A 16573-nucleotide genomic window follows, 5' to 3' on the forward strand; every position below is an offset into this window, starting at 1 on the left:
CACAATCTCACCACCGTATTTACAGATACGCACATAAAATTATATGGACTATATCAACCTACAAAAACCTACGGTTCAAACATGTTCACCTAAAAGTTACCATGTTCAAAGAAACGTCTTGTATATATTGGTCAATACATGCGTACCTAATGTACGGTATTGATACAGGGTTTTATAAGGGTTGTTGTACTGCCATGACATGAGGGCGGCGTGTACTTATTGAATATCCTGCCTTTCTTTGTTGATATAATCAATGTGAACTAGATTGCAGGGAGGTAAGCACATGACAACAAAAATAAAAACATCGCATTTTCTTAAATATGAGCTAGATAGATTTCTAGCTTTTTCGGCAAGGCATCGAACCGACTTGAAACCCGCCAACATTCAGAACCTGCATCCCTTTGCTGATAGGTTTTCCGAATATATCAAGGCTAGCGAGCGTATAACCTACTGTGTGGCAAAAGCAATTGAGCAACTAGAAAATAAACCTAGAAAACCATATCAAGACATTTTTATTTATTATTATCTTGATGAATACACCAGCTTCAAAACTGCCGAACTAGTGGGCTACGCTATGAGCCGTTACCATTATTTCAAAAGGCAAGCAATGAACGAATTTACGGGCTTCTTTAATTCCTTTGCGGCAAAAGAGGGGCTAGCGTCTGTAATTGAGCTGGTAAATTAACCGGCTGCATAAAATTGTGCCGTCAAATAACTACAAAATTAACAAAGATGTAAAGTTTTGTCAGGTTTTAACACAGGGTTTTCTAAGGGCTCTGTTTTGCGTAATCGTTGATATATCAGCATTGTTATTAAAGCCGTTCAATTGGACATCATACGGAACATATTCAATAAAAAATAAGAGCGTCTAACCTTGTTTCTAGGTCGTACGCTCTTTTTCTTATCGTCTAACTAGTCCTATGTTCTTATATGCGGTGGTTACGTGCTTGCCGAATCTGTGGCGAGTTTGATAAACAAAGCCCATTAATTGCATCTGTCGCTTGAACTGCCATGAACTAAGCGGGACTAACGAATTTTGTTGGCAAAAACTGCAATATTTATCATATGTCTTCTTACATGGGCTATAAATGCGCCTATCTTTTCTCACATATGAGCTATATACAAATTGCAGGGCGGTTTTGTCTGCCTTGCCTCTGTTTCTAATGCGAAAATAGTTATCTTTTATGGACGGGGCTAGCAATTTTTCTAGTTTTGCTCTCATAATATCGATCTTCTTTTTTAGGGTGTCTCTTATGTCTATTTATAAATTGCTACGGTTCAAAAAATAGACCTCTGGCGGGGTAGTTACATATGCAGTTAGAAAAGCTAATTTGCTTTCTAATTTCTAGCAAAAATTCGTTATCAAATACGGTATAATTTACATAGATTAATTAAGATTTTACGACTGATTGAGTGCTTTAAATGGTGCTTGATCTTTTTTGTTTGTCTCAAAGAAGCTATTAATTTCTCGTTTAATTTTTTCAGCATTAGCATCTAGCGTTTTCATAGCTGTATCGGTCATAGAAGTATCAAAGCCATGGTTATCTTTAATCATTTTTCTATATTTTGCCTTAGTTCCTTTTGCTAAATCATTAAACTTTTCAGGATGTTCAAGAATCCCAGTAAGCATAAAGTAACTTTTAGGGTCTTTATCTGCTATTGTGGTTAGGTTAGGGCGTTTAAAGTAACTTAGCATTTTCATTGCTTCTTTGTACCAATTGCTTGCCACCTTCTTACTTCTTAATTGCAGTTCTAGCCGTTCCCAGCTGGCTATATTGTTAGGTAAATGCTGTTTGTTTTTATTTCGCTCTAATTTCTTATCATAATAGCGGTACTGTACATTAGATTTACGTTTGCCATAATAAGTTGTTTCAATTTTGCCCGCCTTATTGTATCTAACGGTTATGGTCGTATTAGGCTTGAATATTTTGTAATTCATCCCAGCATGTTCATAATTAATAAAATCTATTGCAATATCTAGACGGGTAACGTGTGGCGAACTAAATAGAGCAATGATATTGCTGATAAACTGCTTTTCTTTTGGGCTTTGTATGTGATTAGATGTGTCTATGCGCCAATTGTTAGCCCTAAATTTATCACGTATAAGCGTAGCTATTTGTTCAAATTCGCCATTTTTATCTACTCGATCTAACTCAAACGTTAACGGTCGCCCGTCTAATTCCTTTACTTGTCGCCAATGATTTTCTTTTAGTGTGGTGTAATGCTGTTCTGCGTGGAATTTACCACTAATCGAAATTCGATCTATCGAAATTGAACAGTAATTAGAATTGGCACGGTTCAAAAAATAGACCTCTGGCGGGGTAGTTACATATGCAGTTAGAAACTCACTTGTTGGATTTTGGTTCAATGAAATTTCACCGCCTACCTAGTAAAAAAGCATCCCCAACAAAACAAATTTTTATCTAGGGATGCAATTAATTAAAAATTTCGGATTAACCCATTTATGCGGACAGGGTATTTTACTAATCTGCTATAATGTTCATGCAATGCTTTTTATAGGCTCGTAACTACTGCAATAGTTGCGGGCTTTTTGGTGTCTTTTGATGTTGATAGGGCGTTTCTGTGGTGATTTCATGTTCTTTCAACCATTGGTTAACTGTCTTTTTGCCGTACAGTTTGCGCCCATCAATGACAGCAACAGGTAAACCAATTGCAACCCATGCACTAACGGTTGATTGTGATACACCCAAATACTTAGCCATGTCGGTACGGTTAAGGTAAGGGCGTGAATCGCTTTTAGCGTCTTTGACTGCATCTTGTACAGTGGCTACGATAACGGGCTTTAATCCTGCAATGATCTGCGCTATTAGTGCATCAGTTAAATTAATATTCATTGCGTTCATCTTCTTTCTTTTTGAACTGATTGAAATTAGCTTTCAATTCGTGGGATGCAAGCCGTGTTGTGTTTCTATTCCATGAATCAAATTCATCATCGCTAAAAAACATTTTATTTTTCCAAATGAAGCCGTATAACTGCGGCGTTAATCTAAATAAGACTAGCTTAATTTGATTTAGTGGTACTTTGACTGTCTCACCTGTACTCTTGATTGTGATAATTGTGTGAGGGGTAACAGGCTTTTTGAAGCTAATTGAGCCAAAAAGCGGATCTATCTGCGGATTTAATGAAACGATTGTGTCATTTAATCTAATTTCTTTCATTTTTTCTACGCTTTCTAGTTTTCATACTTGTCTTCATATCGTTCAAACCATTCTTGTTGGTCTGCTAGGTCTAGCGCTAATTGTGCGACTTCATACCAACCATGAGATGCGGGGTAAGTTGTCCCATCTACAATTGTCGGCGCTTCATTTTCTGCGCATTCAACAAGCCGCTTCAATGTGCTAATATCCTGCGTCATTTTCTTAGCATACTTATCAAATTCTTGTTTTGATTTAATGCTAGGCTGTGGGCTAGGCAACTTAACAACCTTAGAATCATGATCGTTGTATGTGTTAAGGACGTATTTAGCTTCATCCACAGGCACTAACTGAGTAGAGATAAGAATAAACTCTATTCTAGGCTCTTGTTTGCTGGCGATAATATCGCCTTGCATTAATGCGGTGGTGTTTTGGTCGTTACCACCTTGAAAAATTTCAGCGTTAACACCGTTTTCAATTAAGCGACTATCATAATTCTTTGAAGCTGGTTGACTACTTAAAAAATCACTTTCTACTTTTGAAAAATCAATCTTGTAAATAGTTTGTCCAATTCTAACTGTGTCATTATCGTTAATTAGATATTTTGTCATTTTTTAACCTTTCTTTGCTTAAATTGTTTAGATTTGCTGTTACCTGTTGAGCCATGGGCGTGTGCTTCATAGCATTTAACACTTGATAGCGCCGTGCCTGCTCTTTTTCAGCAGCTGCCATATATTCCAAGTATTCGTGTGGGTCTTTGAATCGGTAATAGCCGATATCTCTTAGACTACCTATGTCGCAATGTTTCAACCGCAAACGCCTTATATTAGCTGTTACAGTCCGTGTGTCGATGTCTAGCGTTTTCGCCAGATATTCAGCCGACACGGCTTTTTCTTTGCCTATGGGTATTAGGTCATAACATTTTGTTTCAATCTTGGTGAGCGTTGATTCAGGATTAGGGAACGTCAGCCCGTCAAAATTGAAAGCTGTTTGTACTGGTTCCATTTATTCACCTTCTTTCTTGGTAGGGATGCAAAATGTGAAAACTGCTACAATTCCACGCATCCCCAAACAGTAGCAATATTTCAGGTAGGGCGGTTAGTGCCGCTCTTTTTTTTGCTACTTGATAGTTGTGTTAACTGTTTTGTGTTCTTGAATGAACTTCTTTAAATCATCAATATCAATACGTTTGGAACTTCCGACCTTTACGACTGGTAAGCCTTGATTTACGTATTCGCGTAAGGAAGCGGCGGACTTAAAACCAAGATAATTCTGCGCTTCTTTGAATGAAATTAGTTGTTGTGTCATGGTCTCATCTCCTTTATTTACAAAATATGTAAATAACTTTTACATCATTATGGTAACTTACAAAATATGTAAATACAAGTAATTTTACAAAATTTGTAAATAATTTGTGCAATTTTGTGTATAATAGCAATTAAAGAAGGTGAAAAAATGAAGAATAGGTTGAAGGAACTACGGCAAAAAGAAGAGCTTTCACAAAAAGAATTTGCAAAAGCCTTTAATGCTTTTTTGATAAATAATAATTCTGTTAAAGATAGCAATGGAAATATTAAGAAAATAAGTTATGCTACCGTATCGAGATGGGAAAATGAACAAACCCCAATTCCTAGTATTTACTATGAAAGTCTAGTGAGTTTTTTTGGTGTAACTCTTCAATATTTACTAGGAATAACAACATACTATACAAAAATTGATGTAGTAAAAGTGTTAAATGATAACTATTTAGAGCAAATACATTCTGTAAATATTCACGAAATTCTATTAGAAGTATTTCATTTCTCGGCTGATATTCCTAAGCCTGAAAAGTATTTTACGAATGATGAAATAATAGCATTCACAAAGACAGTTCAAAATTACTGGTTGAAGTATTTTTCTTTTCTAACAGATCATGTAATGATGCAATTTATTTATAAAGATACAGTTTCACCAATGAATAATATTGTACTAGTAGAAAACATATACGATTTATTAAAGGATCACACAGTGTTAATTACTGAAACTGAACTAAGTCAAAACTATGAAGATACATTTCAAGGGGATATTGATGCTTTTAATAGCCATATGATGTATGAAACTAGATTCGGTAGTAAAAAAAGAATTTATAAGCTAATAAATGATTTAATTGCAAACGCCGAAAAGTTAAAGAAAAATATTAATAATTTACCAGATAACAAAGCGAAAGAGCGTCCTATAAACTTTTTAGGTGAAAGACATTTCAATAATATTGAACAGATGCGTAAATATGTAAAAGAACATAATAACGACTAATATCGTACCATCGCTAAGATGTCCACAATTCTGCGGAGATGTTAGCAATGTTTCACGTGAAAAGCACTAAGTCAAACCGTACATCCCTTGCTAGATGATTCTTTGTAGTACGCTTCATGCTACTCACAAATGAGCTGCTAGAATCTGTGTTTATGTATGATCTTTAAAGGGATGAAATACCGCTCGAACGAGGTAACTTTTAGGTGAACTCGTACACCAACAACATAATTAAAAATCTTTGATTAGCCTATTTATGCGGACAGGTGAGCAAAAGAGGTTTTAATTATGAATAAGAGCATTAAGAAATACACCACTAAGAGCGGTAAGACGTGTTATAAGATTAAAGTTTATGTTAGCAAAGACCCAAAAACTGGAAAATCTATTTGGATTAGAAAACAGGGCTTTAAAAGTAGAAAAGAAGCGGAGAAAGCTTTTTTTGAGTACAAGGCAAAAGCGTTAAACGGTGAATGTACACCGAAGACAGCCGAAAAGCGAACTTTTAAAGAGTTGTATAAATCATGGTTGAAAGTATACAAGCATGAAGTAAAAGAAAGTACCTTTGCAACAACGATTAGGTACTTTGATGACCATATTCTTAATATCTTGGGTAACAAATACGTTGATAAGATTACGCCACAAGATTGTCAAAATGCGGTTGAAACGTGGTATAAAGAAGCGCCCCGTACTTTTGACCGTTTTAAGCGGTATTCATCTAATGTTTTTCAATATGGGGTTGATATGGAACTTCTTTATAGAAATCCTATGAATAAGGTTCATATGCCAAAAAAGCCAGCCAGTAAACTAAATTCTAAATATTACACTAAGGATGAATTAAATACGTTTCTTGAATGTGCTAAAAAAGAAAATTACAAGGCGTTCATGTATTTTAGATTATTAGCTTTTTTAGGATTGCGTAGAGGTGAAGGGCTTGCCCTACGTTGGGACGATGTCAATTTTGAAGATAACACAATTCGTGTTAGTAGAACTTTGACCACAGGACTAAACAAAAAGACAGGCAAAAACAATAGAGAATATGAATCCGATACGCCAAAAACAAAAGGTAGTATTAAGACCTTTAAAGTTGATGCTGAAACTATGAATTATTTAAAAGATTGGCGCTTAAAACAACAAAAAGAAATGCTAAAACTAGGTTTTAACTTCTTAGATGCCCATAACCTTATTTTCCCTAATGCAAATAATGAGTTAACGGCACAATCAAAACCTAGACAATGGAAAGAAAAAATCTGTAAGTTGTGTGGGCTGAATCCTATTAGAGTTCATGATTTTAGACATACTTATGCTACTTTGCTAGTACAATCAGGCGTAGGCACTATAAAGGATGTCCAACAACGGTTAAGGCATAGCGATGTCAAGACCACATTAGGTATTTATACTCACGCTTCAAGACAAAGTGATGATGTTGAGGCATCTAAATTCGCTGAATGGATGAAGAAATAAAAGACAAGGGGGCAAAATTAGGGGGCAATATTTATTTAAAGAAAAATTGTTTCCTATAATGTTAAGGTTTGACGGCTCTAATTTGATAAGAAATTCGAGCCCCAATATCCCAATAATTAGAAAGGCTGTAGCATTAGAGCTACAGCTTTTTTTGTACACAAAAAAGGATTCCCGCGGGAATCCTTTCTATTTACATACCAGCCTTAATGATTTTCTTTTCGGCCATCTTCTTTCTAAGTGCAAGCATTGCAGTATAAGTTGAAAGAATATAGACCTTCTTAGTTGGCAGTTTTTTAATTTTTTCAATTAGGCTATCATCATCTGGATTAGTACTCATTTGTCCTGGATCAAAGCCAGCAATTTCAAGTCTAAAGCCCATATCATGCCAGCGTTGACCACCGACGAGGATCTTTTTAATCTTTTCTTTGTCTAATCCTTCAAAATCAGCATCCCAAATCCAAGAAGTATCAATTCCATCAGCGTGGTTGGCATTAAGCAAGGCAACTAGTGAATAATCATCTTTTTCTGTATTAAGCATGTGCAAGACTTCATCCAAACCAACTGGGTTTTTAACTAGAATTAAATCGATATCCTTATCGCCATAGTGAATTAATTCTTGACGACCAAAGATCCGTTTATTTTCTGCAAAAGCTTGAGCAACTTCAGCTTCAGTTAATCCAAAGTGGCGTGCAACAGAATAGGCGGCTAAGGCATTATAAATGTTATAAGTACCACCAATATTAATGGAATATTGCTTGTTGCCCATTTGGAACGTTGAGCTATTAGGTGTTTGATCAATAATCTTGTTAACTGTAAAAGTTAAATCAGGACGGTGGTAGCCACAGTTAGGACAGAAGAAGTCACCTAAGTTGGCATAAATACGTTCATGATAATGTAAAATGTGGTCGCATTTTGGACAAAGAACACCATCGGTATTGACTGGAGCCTTGAAGTCGTTTTCAGGTTTGTCATCAGGAAGTTTAAAGCCATAAAAAATTTTCTTATTAGGCAATTCAACTGATGAAAAAATGCTTGCATCTCCGTTAGCGATAATTGTAGCGTCAGGTGCTAATTTAATACCATTAACGATCTTGTCATAAGTGGTATAGATTTCACCATAACGGTCCATCTGATCACGGAAAATGTTGGTTAATACAAAGACGCTAGGATGAAGTAATTTGGTCACCATTTTAACATTTGCTTCATCAACTTCTAGAACAGCGATTTTTCTTTTAACTCTCTTGTGCTTGTGAGCCAAAAAAGCGGTCACTATTCCTTGTTGCATGTTGGAACCAGATGGATTAGTTAACACATCACCATACTTTTTCTTTAAAGCTTCAACAATCAAAGCAGTAGTCATTGTCTTACCATTAGTTCCCGTGACAATAACAGTTTCATAGCCTTTGGCTAAAGAATTTAAAACTTCTGGATCAATTTTCATTGCTAATTTGCCTGGAAAACTGGTGCCGCCCTTAAGGGCATTATGCAAAAACCAATAGCTTGATTTACCGGCAACTTTAGCAATTCCTGATTTAAAACTCATGTACATCCCTCACTTTAAAACTATGTCTAAGTTTAGCATAGAGCGAGGATGAAAACGAGGTTTAATACCTACACAAATTTATTTTTTCCTCTATACTATTAAGGCGAAGACTTTTTGTTAAAAGGGAGGGCCAGCATGGCGCAATTATTTTTTCGTTATGGTGCAATGAGCAGTGGCAAAACAATTGAGATCTTGAAAGTAGCTCACAATTATGAAGCACAGGGGCGCAAGATTGCCCTAATGACCAGTGGCTTGGATAATCGTAGCGGTGTAGGAACCGTTGCTTCTAGAATTGGACTTCACCGAGAAGCAATTCCAATTACTGCTGATATGAATCTATTTGATTATATTAAAAAGATGAACAAAGCAGATGTTGCTGATGGTGATGGTAAACTAGCTTGTGTGTTAATTGATGAGGCACAATTTTTGAAGAGACATCATGTCTTAGAATGCGCTAAAATTGTGGATGTGTTCAATATTCCAGTAATGACCTTTGGCTTAAAAAACGATTTTCAAAATCATCTATTTGAAGGTAGTGAAAATTTATTGATTTTTGCTGATAAAATAGAAGAGATGAAGACCATTTGTCATTATTGTGGACACAAGGCAACAATGAATTTGAGAATTAATAATGGCAAGCCTGTTTATGAGGGTGAACAAGTACAAATTGGTGGCGATGAAAGTTATTATCCTGTTTGTCGCTATCATTACTTTCACCCAGGTGTTGAAAGATAGAGAGGATTTTTAGTTTATGGATAAAGTTATGGCTCAATTAGAGGGTCTAGTAGCTCACTATGAAGAACTTCAGGAAATGATGGCCGATCCTGAAGTTATTAATGATACTAAGCGCTACATGGAGATTTCTAAGGAAGAAGCCGATTTGCGTGAAGTAGTACAAAAATATAAGAAGTACAAAGAGGATAAAAAAGAGATTGAAGATAATAAAGAAATTATCTCCAGTGAAACTGATCCTGATTTAATTGAAATGGCTAAGGAAGAAAATTCTGAAATTGAGAAAGAAATTCCCGAGCTTGAAGATCAAATCAAGATTTTGATGTTGCCTAAGGATCCTAACGATGATAAAGATATTATCATGGAAATCCGTGGTGCTGCCGGTGGTGACGAAGCCTCTTTGTTTGCTGGCGATTTGCTTAGAATGTATGAAAAATATGCTGAACGTCAAAACTGGAAGGTTTCAATGATTGATTCAGACCCTACTGAGGTTGGCGGCTATAAACGTGTGGCAATCATGATTACTGGTGACAAGGTTTATTCGAAATTAAAGTATGAAAATGGTGCACACCGTGTTCAACGGATTCCAGTAACTGAATCTCAAGGACGTGTTCATACTTCAACTGCCACTGTTGCTGTTATGCCTGAATATGAGCAAGTAGACATTGATATTGATCCTAAGGATATTCGTGTTGATGTTTACCGTTCAAGTGGTGCCGGTGGTCAGCACATTAACAAGACCTCTAGTGCCGTTAGAATGACTCACTTGCCAACCGGGATTGTAGTTGCAATGCAGGATCAACGTAGTCAACAACAGAACCGTGAAAAGGCAATGCAAATTTTGAAATCACGTGTTTATGACTATTATGAAAGTCAAAATCAAGCTCAGTACGATGCTAAGAGAAAGAATGCAGTTGGTACTGGTGATCGTTCCGAAAGAATTAGAACATATAACTATCCACAAAATCGTGTAACAGATCACCGCATCGGCTTAACCATTAACAAGCTTGATCGTGTGATGAACGGTGAACTTGATGAAATTATTGATGCATTAATTCTTTACAACCAAACTAAGCAATTAGAGGAGTTGGCTGATCAAAATGCCTAAAATGACTTTAAAGCAGATGCGTATTAAAGCGGGTGAGAGTGCTGAAAATGCGCGTCCTGAGGATGTTGATTATGTTCTAGCAGAGCGCTTAGGCTTGACACCAAGTGAATTTGAACTGAAGCAAGAAATGGACTTAACTGCTGCCCAGATTAAGCAGGCCAATAAAGATATCGAAAAATTGGCTAAGGGCATATCTCCACAGTATATTTTGGGTTATGCTTGGTTTTTGGGCTATAAAATTATGGTGCAACGCGGTGTCTTGATTCCTCGTTTTGAAACTGAAGAATTGGTTGAATGGGCATTGCAGACACTTAAATCAGGTGATCAAGTCCTTGACTTGGGTACCGGTTCTGGCTGTATTACCGTGGCTTTAGCTAAAGAAGCACAGAAGAAAGGCATTACAGATTTAACTTTATATGCTAGTGATGTAACGGATACTGCCTTAAGAACAAGTGAGGAAAACTTTTTAACTTATGATCTTGATGTAACTACTCGTAAAGCCAACGTGCTGTTGGGCTTAGAAGAGTTTGATAAGATCATCTCTAATCCGCCGTATATTAAGACAAGCGAAAAGAATGCAATGGATGAAAATGTCTTGCAAAATGAACCTAAAGAAGCTCTTTTTGCTGGCAAAGATGGTCTAGACTTCTATAAGAAATTTGCTAAGCAAGTGCGTGAGCATTTGAATAGCCATGGAGAATTTTTCTTAGAATTTGGTTTTAGCGAAGAAGAACAACTGAAGGAATTGTTTGCTAAAGAATTGCCTGATTTTGAAATCGAATTTAGAAAAGATATGGCCGGCAAGCCACGCATGGTTCATGGAAGGTGGAAAAAATAAGAACGATGGAAACGAAGATTTTTAAAAAAGATCAAATCAATGATGCAGTTAAGTTGTTAGCTAAGGGTGAATTGGTTGCTTTTCCAACTGAGACAGTCTATGGTCTAGGTGCAATTGCAACCAAAGAAAAGTCTGTGAAGGGCGTTTATGCTGCTAAGGGACGTCCAAGCGATAACCCATTGATCGTTACTGTTTCTGACGAAGAAATGATGGCTAAGTATGCTAAAGAAGTTCCAGAAAGAGCTAAGAAATTAATTAAACATTTCTGGCCAGGTCCTTTGACATTGCTATTGTTTGTTAAACCAGGAACTCTGCCAGATGCAGTTACTGGGGGACTTGATACTGTAGCATTTCGTTGTCCTGATGATCAATTGACTCATGATTTAATTGCTAAATTGGGTTATCCAATTGTAGGACCATCGGCTAATACCTCAACTAAGCCTAGTCCTACTACTGCAGAGCACGTTTACCATGATTTAAAAGGGAAGATTGCCGGAATTATTGATGACGGCCCTACTCGTGTGGGATTAGAATCGACAATTATCGACTTATCGGTAGAAACACCAATCGTTCTTCGTCCTGGTGAAATTACTCCAGAAGAGTTAAGCGAAGTTTTAGGTGAAAAAGTTTTAATTAACACGGGCAAAGTGTCAGACAAAGATATACCTAAGGCACCGGGGATGAAATACCGTCATTATGCGCCAAGTGAGCCGGTAGTCGTGGTTGATGATCCTGCTGATTTTGCAAAAATTGATTTTAATGAAAAAACTGGTGTAGCAGCTTTAGCGCCAGTTTTAGCTAAAATTAATTTACCTCAAGCAAATAAATTTGATCTGGGCAACAATTTAGTTGATGCCGACCATAACTTATTTGGTGGCTTGCGCTATTTCGATGATCAAGATGATATCGAAACTATTTATGTACAAGGATTTCATGAAGGTGAAGAAAGTTTAGCTTACATGAATCGATTGAATAAAGCTGCAGGTGGACATCATTTCAATAAATAAAAAATAAAACGCAAAGGGCTTTAAACCCTTTGCGTTTTTGATTAAAATATTTAATGATCATATTATTTTTTATAGGAGGCATATATGGGAAAGTTCGTAGTTTTGGATCACCCATTGATTCAACACAAGTTGACTATTATTCGTCGCAAGGATACGGGGTCAAATGAATTCCGTCGCATTGTTGGTGAAATTGGTGGGTTAATGACCTATGAAATCACTAGAGATTTGCCACTTGAAGATGTTGAAATTGAAACACCAATGGGTAAGACTGTCCAAAAGGAAATTGCTGGTAAGAAGTTGACAATTGTGCCAATTTTACGTGCCGGTATGGGGATGCTTAATGGTGTCCTTGAAATGGTTCCTTCAGCTAAGATTGCCGTTATCGGGATGTACCGTGACGAAAAGACTTTGAAGCCACATGAATATTTCTTCAAGGCTCCAAAGGATATTGCTGAACGTGAATGTTTAGTCGTTGATCCAATGCTTGCAACTGGTGGCTCAGCTAATGATGCCATTGCTGCATTGAAGAAGCGTGGTGTTAAGGAAATTAAGCTTGCTGTTTTGGTAGCTGCTCCAGAAGGTATTAAGGCAGTTCAAGAAGCAAATCCTGACGTTGACATTTATGCAGCTGCTGAAGATGACAAATTGATGGATAATGGTTATATTTTCCCAGGTTTGGGTGATGCTGGTGACAGACTATTTGGTACTAAGTAATCGTCCTTTTTAGAAAAATATTTTCTCTAATGCGCTTTCATTTTACACAAAGACCTTTTTTGGTGTTAAGATGATTTACGTGTTCGAGTTTTATTCAGCACGAGAAGGGAGGTCACGAAGTAATGGAGAAATCATTTGTTTTTAAATTCATGGGCTTGAATTTTGAACTTTCTGGTATTATCGGTTCAACGCTAATGGCTTTAGCAGTTTTATTTATCTGCATTTGGCTTTCAAGAAAAGTTGAAATGAAACCCAATAAGAGACAAAATGTGTTCGAGTATTTACTTGATTTCACTAACGGCATTGTTAAAGATAATGTTAGCGACAAGGATGCTCAAAATCACCTATCACTATATGCATTTGTTTTATTCCTGTTTATTTGGTTTATGAACCAATTAGGGATGTTCATGGAAGTCAAAGTTGATGATTGGATGTTTATTAAATCACCAACTGCTGATCCAGTAGCGACAATGTCGTTTGCAATGATGACCTTGCTTCTATCGTTCACATTCGGCGTACAACGATTTGGTGTTGGCGGATATTTGAAGAGCTATACGCAACCAGTTGGTTTTATGCTTCCAATTAATTTAATTGAAGAGTTTACCAACTTTTTAACCTTATCATTACGTCTATATGGGAATATTTATGCTGGTGAAGTTTTGCTAACTTTAATTGGTAATGATCTAGCACATGCTGGTGGACCATTTACGTTAGTTTTGGCAGCTCCATTAGCCATGATTTGGCAAGGTTTCTCTGTCTTCATTGGCTCTATCCAGGCATATGTTTTTGTAACTTTATCAATGGTTTACATTGGTAAGAAGGTTACTACAGAATAAATTTTTGGAGGTATAAATTTATGTCAGAAGCTTTTAAATATCTTGCTGCATCCATTGCAGCTGGTTTAGCAGCTTTGGCTGCATCATTGGGTAACGGTAAAGTTATTTCAAAGACTCTTGAAGGTATGGCTCGTCAACCTGAAAGTGCAGGTAACTTGAGAGCAACAATGTTTATTGGTGTTGGTTTGATCGAAGCCGTTCCTATTTTGGCTATCGTTGTTGCCTTCTTGATTTTGTTCCTTTAATAAAAAGAGATAATTTTCTGTTTAAAGGAATAGTATTAAAGAGAGAAGGGCAGTAAATGACTATTCAAACATTATTTGCAGCCTCACATATTTACTTAGGTAATGCTATCTGGTATTTGATCTGTTTTGCCATCTTGATGCTTCTTATTAAGCACTTTGCTTGGGGACCAGTATCAGATATGATGGAAAAGCGGCGGCAAAAAGTTATTAATGACTTGGATTCAGCTGCTAGTGAACGAAAGAAAGCTGAAACGCTTGCTAATGAGCGTGAAGCTGCCTTGAAGAACTCAAGACAAGAAGCAACACAAATTCTCTCTGACGCTAAGAGTAACGCGCAAAACACAAGTAAAGAAATCGTAGCAAATGCAAACGAAGATGCTGCAGCAATTCGCAAAAAGGCTAATGAAGATGCCGCTCAGGCAAAAGCAGACGCTTTGAATTCTGCACGCGATCAAGTTGCTGATATTTCTGTAGCAATCGCTGAAAAAGTAATTGCTAAGAATTTATCTGCTAAAGACCAAAAAGATTTAGTCGACCAATTTATTAAGGGGTTGGATGATTAATGGCTTTAAGTAGAGAAGAAATTGCAGCACGCTACGGTGCCGCACTATTTGGTTATGCGCAAGACAATGATGCATTAGACACTGTTTATAATGAAATGGTGGAATTAAAAAAGGCTGCTGAAGCCAATCCACAAATCATTAGTGTCTTGAGCGATCCTATTTTAAGTAATAAAGATAAAAAGGATCTTTTGACTGCAATTGAAAAAGATTTTTCAGATGAGGTTCAAAACTTTTTGAATTTGTTACTTAAATATGATCGTTTTGCTGATTTGATCGATATTATTGATCGCTTTGTCTTACTTTATGATAATGAAAAGAAGGTCGCATCTGGCGTTGCAACTACGGCTGTTAAGCTAGATGATGATCAACTCAAACGTTTAGGTGAAAGTTTTGCTAAGAAATATAACCTAAACGTGGTGCGTCTAGAGAATAAAGTTGATCCAAGTATTTTAGGCGGCGTGGTTCTTCAAGTAGAAGATCGCGTGATTGATGGATCAGTTAAGAATAAACTGAAGAAGATCCGTGCGCAGATAATTGATAAAAATTAAAAGAGGTGAAACCATTGAGCATTAAAGCGGAAGAAATTAGTTCCTTGATCAAGCAACAACTTGAACATTACGACGATAAGCTCGACATCAGCGAAGTTGGTGTTGTAACTTATGTTGGTGATGGTATCGCCCGTGCTCACGGACTTAACGATGTTTTGTCTGGTGAGTTATTGAAGTTTGATAACGGCTCATACGGTATTGCACAAAACCTTGAATCAAATGATGTAGGTATCATTATTTTGGGTCAATTTGACAATATTCGTGAAGGTGACCGTGTTCAAAGAACTGGACGAATCATGGAAGTTCCTGTTGGTGACGCCTTAATCGGTAGAGTAGTTAACCCATTGGGTCAACCAGTGGACGGTTTGGGTGAAATTAAGACTGACAAGAGTCGTCCAATTGAAGCCAAGGCTCCGGGGGTTATGGATCGACAATCAGTTGATCAACCACTTCAAACTGGTATTAAGGCTATCGATGCCTTAGTTCCAATCGGTCGTGGTCAGCGTGAATTGATTATCGGTGACCGTAAGACTGGTAAAACTAGTTTGGCCATCGACACTATCCTTAACCAAAAGGGGCAAGACGTAATTTGTATTTACGTTGCTGTTGGTCAAAAGGAATCAACCGTTAGAACTCAAGTAGAAACTTTAAAGCGTTTTGGCGCAATGGATTATACCATTGTTGTTGAAGCGGGCCCAAGTGAGCCAGCACCAATGCTTTATATTGCACCATATGCTGGTACTGCTATGGGTGAGGAATTTATGTACAATGGCAGGGATGTATTAATCGTATTTGACGACCTATCCAAACAAGCCGTCGCTTACCGTGAACTTTCCTTGCTTCTCCGTCGTCCGCCTGGTCGTGAAGCTTATCCAGGTGATGTCTTCTACTTACACTCACGTTTGCTTGAACGTAGTGCTAAGTTGAATGACAAACTTGGCGGCGGTTCATTAACAGCTTTGCCAATTATTCAAACTGAAGCTGGGGATATTTCTGCATATATTCCAACCAACGTAATTTCAATTACTGATGGACAGATTTTCTTGCAAAGCGATTTGTTCTTTGCTGGTACTCGTCCAGCCATCGATGCTGGTAACTCAGTTTCTCGTGTTGGTGGTAACGCCCAGATCAAGGCAATGAAGAAGGTTGCTGGTACTTTGCGTACTGACCTTGCAGCTTACCGTGAACTTGAAAGTTTCGCTCAATTTGGTAGTGATCTTGATCAAGCTACTCAAGCTAAGTTGAATAGAGGTCAAAGAACCGTTGAAGTATTGAAACAACCACTTCATGATCCAATTCCTGTTGAAAAGCAAGTTGTGATTCTTTATGCTTTGACTCACGGATATCTTGACGCTGTTCCAGTTGAAGATATTGCTCGTTTCCAAAACGAATTATTTGATAACTTTGACAGCAGTCATGCTGATTTGCTCAAGACAATTCGTGAAACTGGTCAATTGCCAGATGATAAGAAATTGTCAGCAGCAATTGAAGAATTCAGTGAGAGCTTTACACCAAGTGAGAAATAGGAGGTAG

Annotated in this window: 20 protein-coding genes; 13 read left to right on the forward strand and 7 right to left on the reverse strand. The window is 37.1% G+C overall.

Annotated elements, in window-relative coordinates:
- Positions 1-283: 283 nt before the first annotated feature.
- Positions 284-685, forward strand: coding sequence for a hypothetical protein (locus CP352_RS01580; RefSeq protein ID WP_089150922.1), 402 nt, complete (start codon positions 284-286; stop codon positions 683-685).
- A 714-nt stretch (positions 686-1399) separates the two neighbouring features.
- On the opposite strand, the gene CP352_RS01590 is transcribed toward CP352_RS01580, so the two are convergent.
- The 6 genes from CP352_RS01590 to CP352_RS01615 all read right to left on the reverse strand — a co-directional run bounded on the left by CP352_RS01590 (position 1400) and on the right by CP352_RS01615 (position 4464).
- The gene (locus CP352_RS01590) at positions 1400-2368 is read right to left on the reverse strand and encodes a replication initiation factor domain-containing protein (protein ID WP_089147071.1); all 969 of its coding nucleotides are present in this window, start codon (positions 2366-2368) and stop codon (positions 1400-1402) included.
- Positions 2369-2528: 160 nt separating this feature from the next.
- On the reverse strand, positions 2529-2855 hold the full coding sequence (locus tag CP352_RS01595) for a helix-turn-helix domain-containing protein (RefSeq protein WP_089150924.1): 327 nt from the start codon (positions 2853-2855) through the stop codon (positions 2529-2531).
- A complete protein-coding gene (locus tag CP352_RS01600) occupies positions 2845-3180 on the reverse strand; it encodes a hypothetical protein (RefSeq protein ID WP_089150925.1) in 336 nt (111 codons plus the stop codon). Before CP352_RS01600 ends, CP352_RS01595 begins: the two co-directional genes overlap by 11 nt.
- Before the next feature lie 14 nt (positions 3181-3194).
- Positions 3195-3767, reverse strand: a complete 573-nt coding sequence (locus CP352_RS01605) for a hypothetical protein (protein WP_089150926.1) — start codon at positions 3765-3767, stop codon at positions 3195-3197.
- Positions 3748-4161 (reverse strand): HTH domain-containing protein, encoded by a 414-nt coding sequence (locus tag CP352_RS01610; RefSeq protein WP_089150927.1) that lies wholly within the window; start codon positions 4159-4161, stop codon positions 3748-3750. The genes CP352_RS01605 and CP352_RS01610 overlap by 20 nt, the downstream gene beginning before the upstream one ends.
- A gap of 114 nt (positions 4162-4275) precedes the next feature.
- Positions 4276-4464, reverse strand: coding sequence for a helix-turn-helix domain-containing protein (locus CP352_RS01615; protein WP_089150928.1), 189 nt, complete (start codon positions 4462-4464; stop codon positions 4276-4278).
- 147 nt (positions 4465-4611) lie between these two features.
- Between CP352_RS01615 and CP352_RS01620 the strand changes: the two genes are divergently transcribed.
- The gene (locus CP352_RS01620) at positions 4612-5448 is read left to right on the forward strand and encodes a helix-turn-helix transcriptional regulator (protein ID WP_089150929.1); all 837 of its coding nucleotides are present in this window, start codon (positions 4612-4614) and stop codon (positions 5446-5448) included.
- Between the two features lie 285 nt (positions 5449-5733).
- Entirely contained in the window at positions 5734-6906 is a 1173-nt protein-coding gene (locus CP352_RS01625; RefSeq protein WP_089150930.1) for a tyrosine-type recombinase/integrase, read from the forward strand.
- A 190-nt stretch (positions 6907-7096) separates the two neighbouring features.
- On the opposite strand, the gene CP352_RS01630 is transcribed toward CP352_RS01625, so the two are convergent.
- On the reverse strand, positions 7097-8449 hold the full coding sequence (locus tag CP352_RS01630; protein WP_089147343.1) for a Mur ligase family protein: 1353 nt from the start codon (positions 8447-8449) through the stop codon (positions 7097-7099).
- 135 nt (positions 8450-8584) lie between these two features.
- Here CP352_RS01630 and CP352_RS01635 point away from each other — a divergent pair, with 135 nt between their 5' ends.
- From CP352_RS01635 to atpA, 10 genes are all read left to right on the forward strand, one after another.
- Positions 8585-9184: a thymidine kinase gene (locus CP352_RS01635; protein ID WP_005718762.1), complete on the forward strand. Its 600-nt coding sequence runs from the start codon at positions 8585-8587 to the stop codon at positions 9182-9184.
- Between the two features lie 16 nt (positions 9185-9200).
- Positions 9201-10289: a peptide chain release factor 1 gene (gene prfA, locus CP352_RS01640; RefSeq protein WP_089143151.1), complete on the forward strand. Its 1089-nt coding sequence runs from the start codon at positions 9201-9203 to the stop codon at positions 10287-10289.
- Positions 10282-11127, forward strand: a complete 846-nt coding sequence (prmC, locus tag CP352_RS01645) for a peptide chain release factor N(5)-glutamine methyltransferase (protein ID WP_089143152.1) — start codon at positions 10282-10284, stop codon at positions 11125-11127. The genes prfA and prmC overlap by 8 nt, the downstream gene beginning before the upstream one ends.
- A 5-nt stretch (positions 11128-11132) precedes the next feature.
- Positions 11133-12134, forward strand: coding sequence for an L-threonylcarbamoyladenylate synthase (locus CP352_RS01650; RefSeq protein ID WP_005721381.1), 1002 nt, complete (start codon positions 11133-11135; stop codon positions 12132-12134).
- An 84-nt stretch (positions 12135-12218) separates the two neighbouring features.
- A complete protein-coding gene (gene upp, locus CP352_RS01655; protein ID WP_005718766.1) occupies positions 12219-12848 on the forward strand; it encodes a uracil phosphoribosyltransferase in 630 nt (209 codons plus the stop codon).
- Positions 12849-12970: 122 nt separating this feature from the next.
- Entirely contained in the window at positions 12971-13684 is a 714-nt protein-coding gene (gene atpB, locus CP352_RS01660; RefSeq protein ID WP_005728516.1) for a F0F1 ATP synthase subunit A, read from the forward strand.
- A 20-nt stretch (positions 13685-13704) separates the two neighbouring features.
- Entirely contained in the window at positions 13705-13929 is a 225-nt protein-coding gene (gene atpE, locus CP352_RS01665) for a F0F1 ATP synthase subunit C (RefSeq protein WP_005718768.1), read from the forward strand.
- Between the two features lie 56 nt (positions 13930-13985).
- Entirely contained in the window at positions 13986-14492 is a 507-nt protein-coding gene (gene atpF / locus CP352_RS01670) for a F0F1 ATP synthase subunit B (RefSeq protein WP_089143153.1), read from the forward strand.
- Positions 14492-15040, forward strand: coding sequence for an ATP synthase F1 subunit delta (gene atpH, locus CP352_RS01675; protein ID WP_013086110.1), 549 nt, complete (start codon positions 14492-14494; stop codon positions 15038-15040). The genes atpF and atpH overlap by 1 nt, the downstream gene beginning before the upstream one ends.
- A gap of 14 nt (positions 15041-15054) precedes the next feature.
- Complete coding sequence (gene atpA / locus CP352_RS01680; protein ID WP_005721378.1) at positions 15055-16566, forward strand: F0F1 ATP synthase subunit alpha; 1512 nt, start codon at positions 15055-15057, stop codon at positions 16564-16566.
- Positions 16567-16573: the final 7 nt, after the last annotated feature.

Origin of the sequence: Lactobacillus sp. UMNPBX1, from assembly GCF_002554085.1 — a bacterium.
Lineage (GTDB): Bacteria > Bacillota > Bacilli > Lactobacillales > Lactobacillaceae > Lactobacillus > Lactobacillus crispatus.

Bases quoted from the DNA above. Each gene is read 5' to 3' on its own strand.
- CP352_RS01630 (WP_089147343.1), bottom strand. From the start codon at position 8,449: ATGAGTTTTAAATCAGGAATTGCTAAAGTTGCCGGTAAATCAAGCTAT.
- CP352_RS01615 (WP_089150928.1), bottom strand. From the start codon at position 4,464: ATGACACAACAACTAATTTCATTCAAAGAAGCGCAGAATTATCTTGGT.
- CP352_RS01605 (WP_089150926.1), bottom strand. From the start codon at position 3,767: ATGACAAAATATCTAATTAACGATAATGACACAGTTAGAATTGGACAA.
- atpH (WP_013086110.1), top strand. From the start codon at position 14,492: ATGGCTTTAAGTAGAGAAGAAATTGCAGCACGCTACGGTGCCGCACTA.
- atpB (WP_005728516.1), top strand. From the start codon at position 12,971: ATGGAGAAATCATTTGTTTTTAAATTCATGGGCTTGAATTTTGAACTT.
- prmC (WP_089143152.1), top strand. From the start codon at position 10,282: ATGCCTAAAATGACTTTAAAGCAGATGCGTATTAAAGCGGGTGAGAGT.
- prfA (WP_089143151.1), top strand. From the start codon at position 9,201: ATGGATAAAGTTATGGCTCAATTAGAGGGTCTAGTAGCTCACTATGAA.
- atpE (WP_005718768.1), top strand. From the start codon at position 13,705: ATGTCAGAAGCTTTTAAATATCTTGCTGCATCCATTGCAGCTGGTTTA.
- CP352_RS01650 (WP_005721381.1), top strand. From the start codon at position 11,133: ATGGAAACGAAGATTTTTAAAAAAGATCAAATCAATGATGCAGTTAAG.
- CP352_RS01610 (WP_089150927.1), bottom strand. From the start codon at position 4,161: ATGGAACCAGTACAAACAGCTTTCAATTTTGACGGGCTGACGTTCCCT.
- atpF (WP_089143153.1), top strand. From the start codon at position 13,986: ATGACTATTCAAACATTATTTGCAGCCTCACATATTTACTTAGGTAAT.
- CP352_RS01625 (WP_089150930.1), top strand. From the start codon at position 5,734: ATGAATAAGAGCATTAAGAAATACACCACTAAGAGCGGTAAGACGTGT.
- CP352_RS01600 (WP_089150925.1), bottom strand. From the start codon at position 3,180: ATGAAAGAAATTAGATTAAATGACACAATCGTTTCATTAAATCCGCAG.
- CP352_RS01620 (WP_089150929.1), top strand. From the start codon at position 4,612: ATGAAGAATAGGTTGAAGGAACTACGGCAAAAAGAAGAGCTTTCACAA.
- CP352_RS01595 (WP_089150924.1), bottom strand. From the start codon at position 2,855: ATGAATATTAATTTAACTGATGCACTAATAGCGCAGATCATTGCAGGA.
- CP352_RS01635 (WP_005718762.1), top strand. From the start codon at position 8,585: ATGGCGCAATTATTTTTTCGTTATGGTGCAATGAGCAGTGGCAAAACA.
- CP352_RS01580 (WP_089150922.1), top strand. From the start codon at position 284: ATGACAACAAAAATAAAAACATCGCATTTTCTTAAATATGAGCTAGAT.
- upp (WP_005718766.1), top strand. From the start codon at position 12,219: ATGGGAAAGTTCGTAGTTTTGGATCACCCATTGATTCAACACAAGTTG.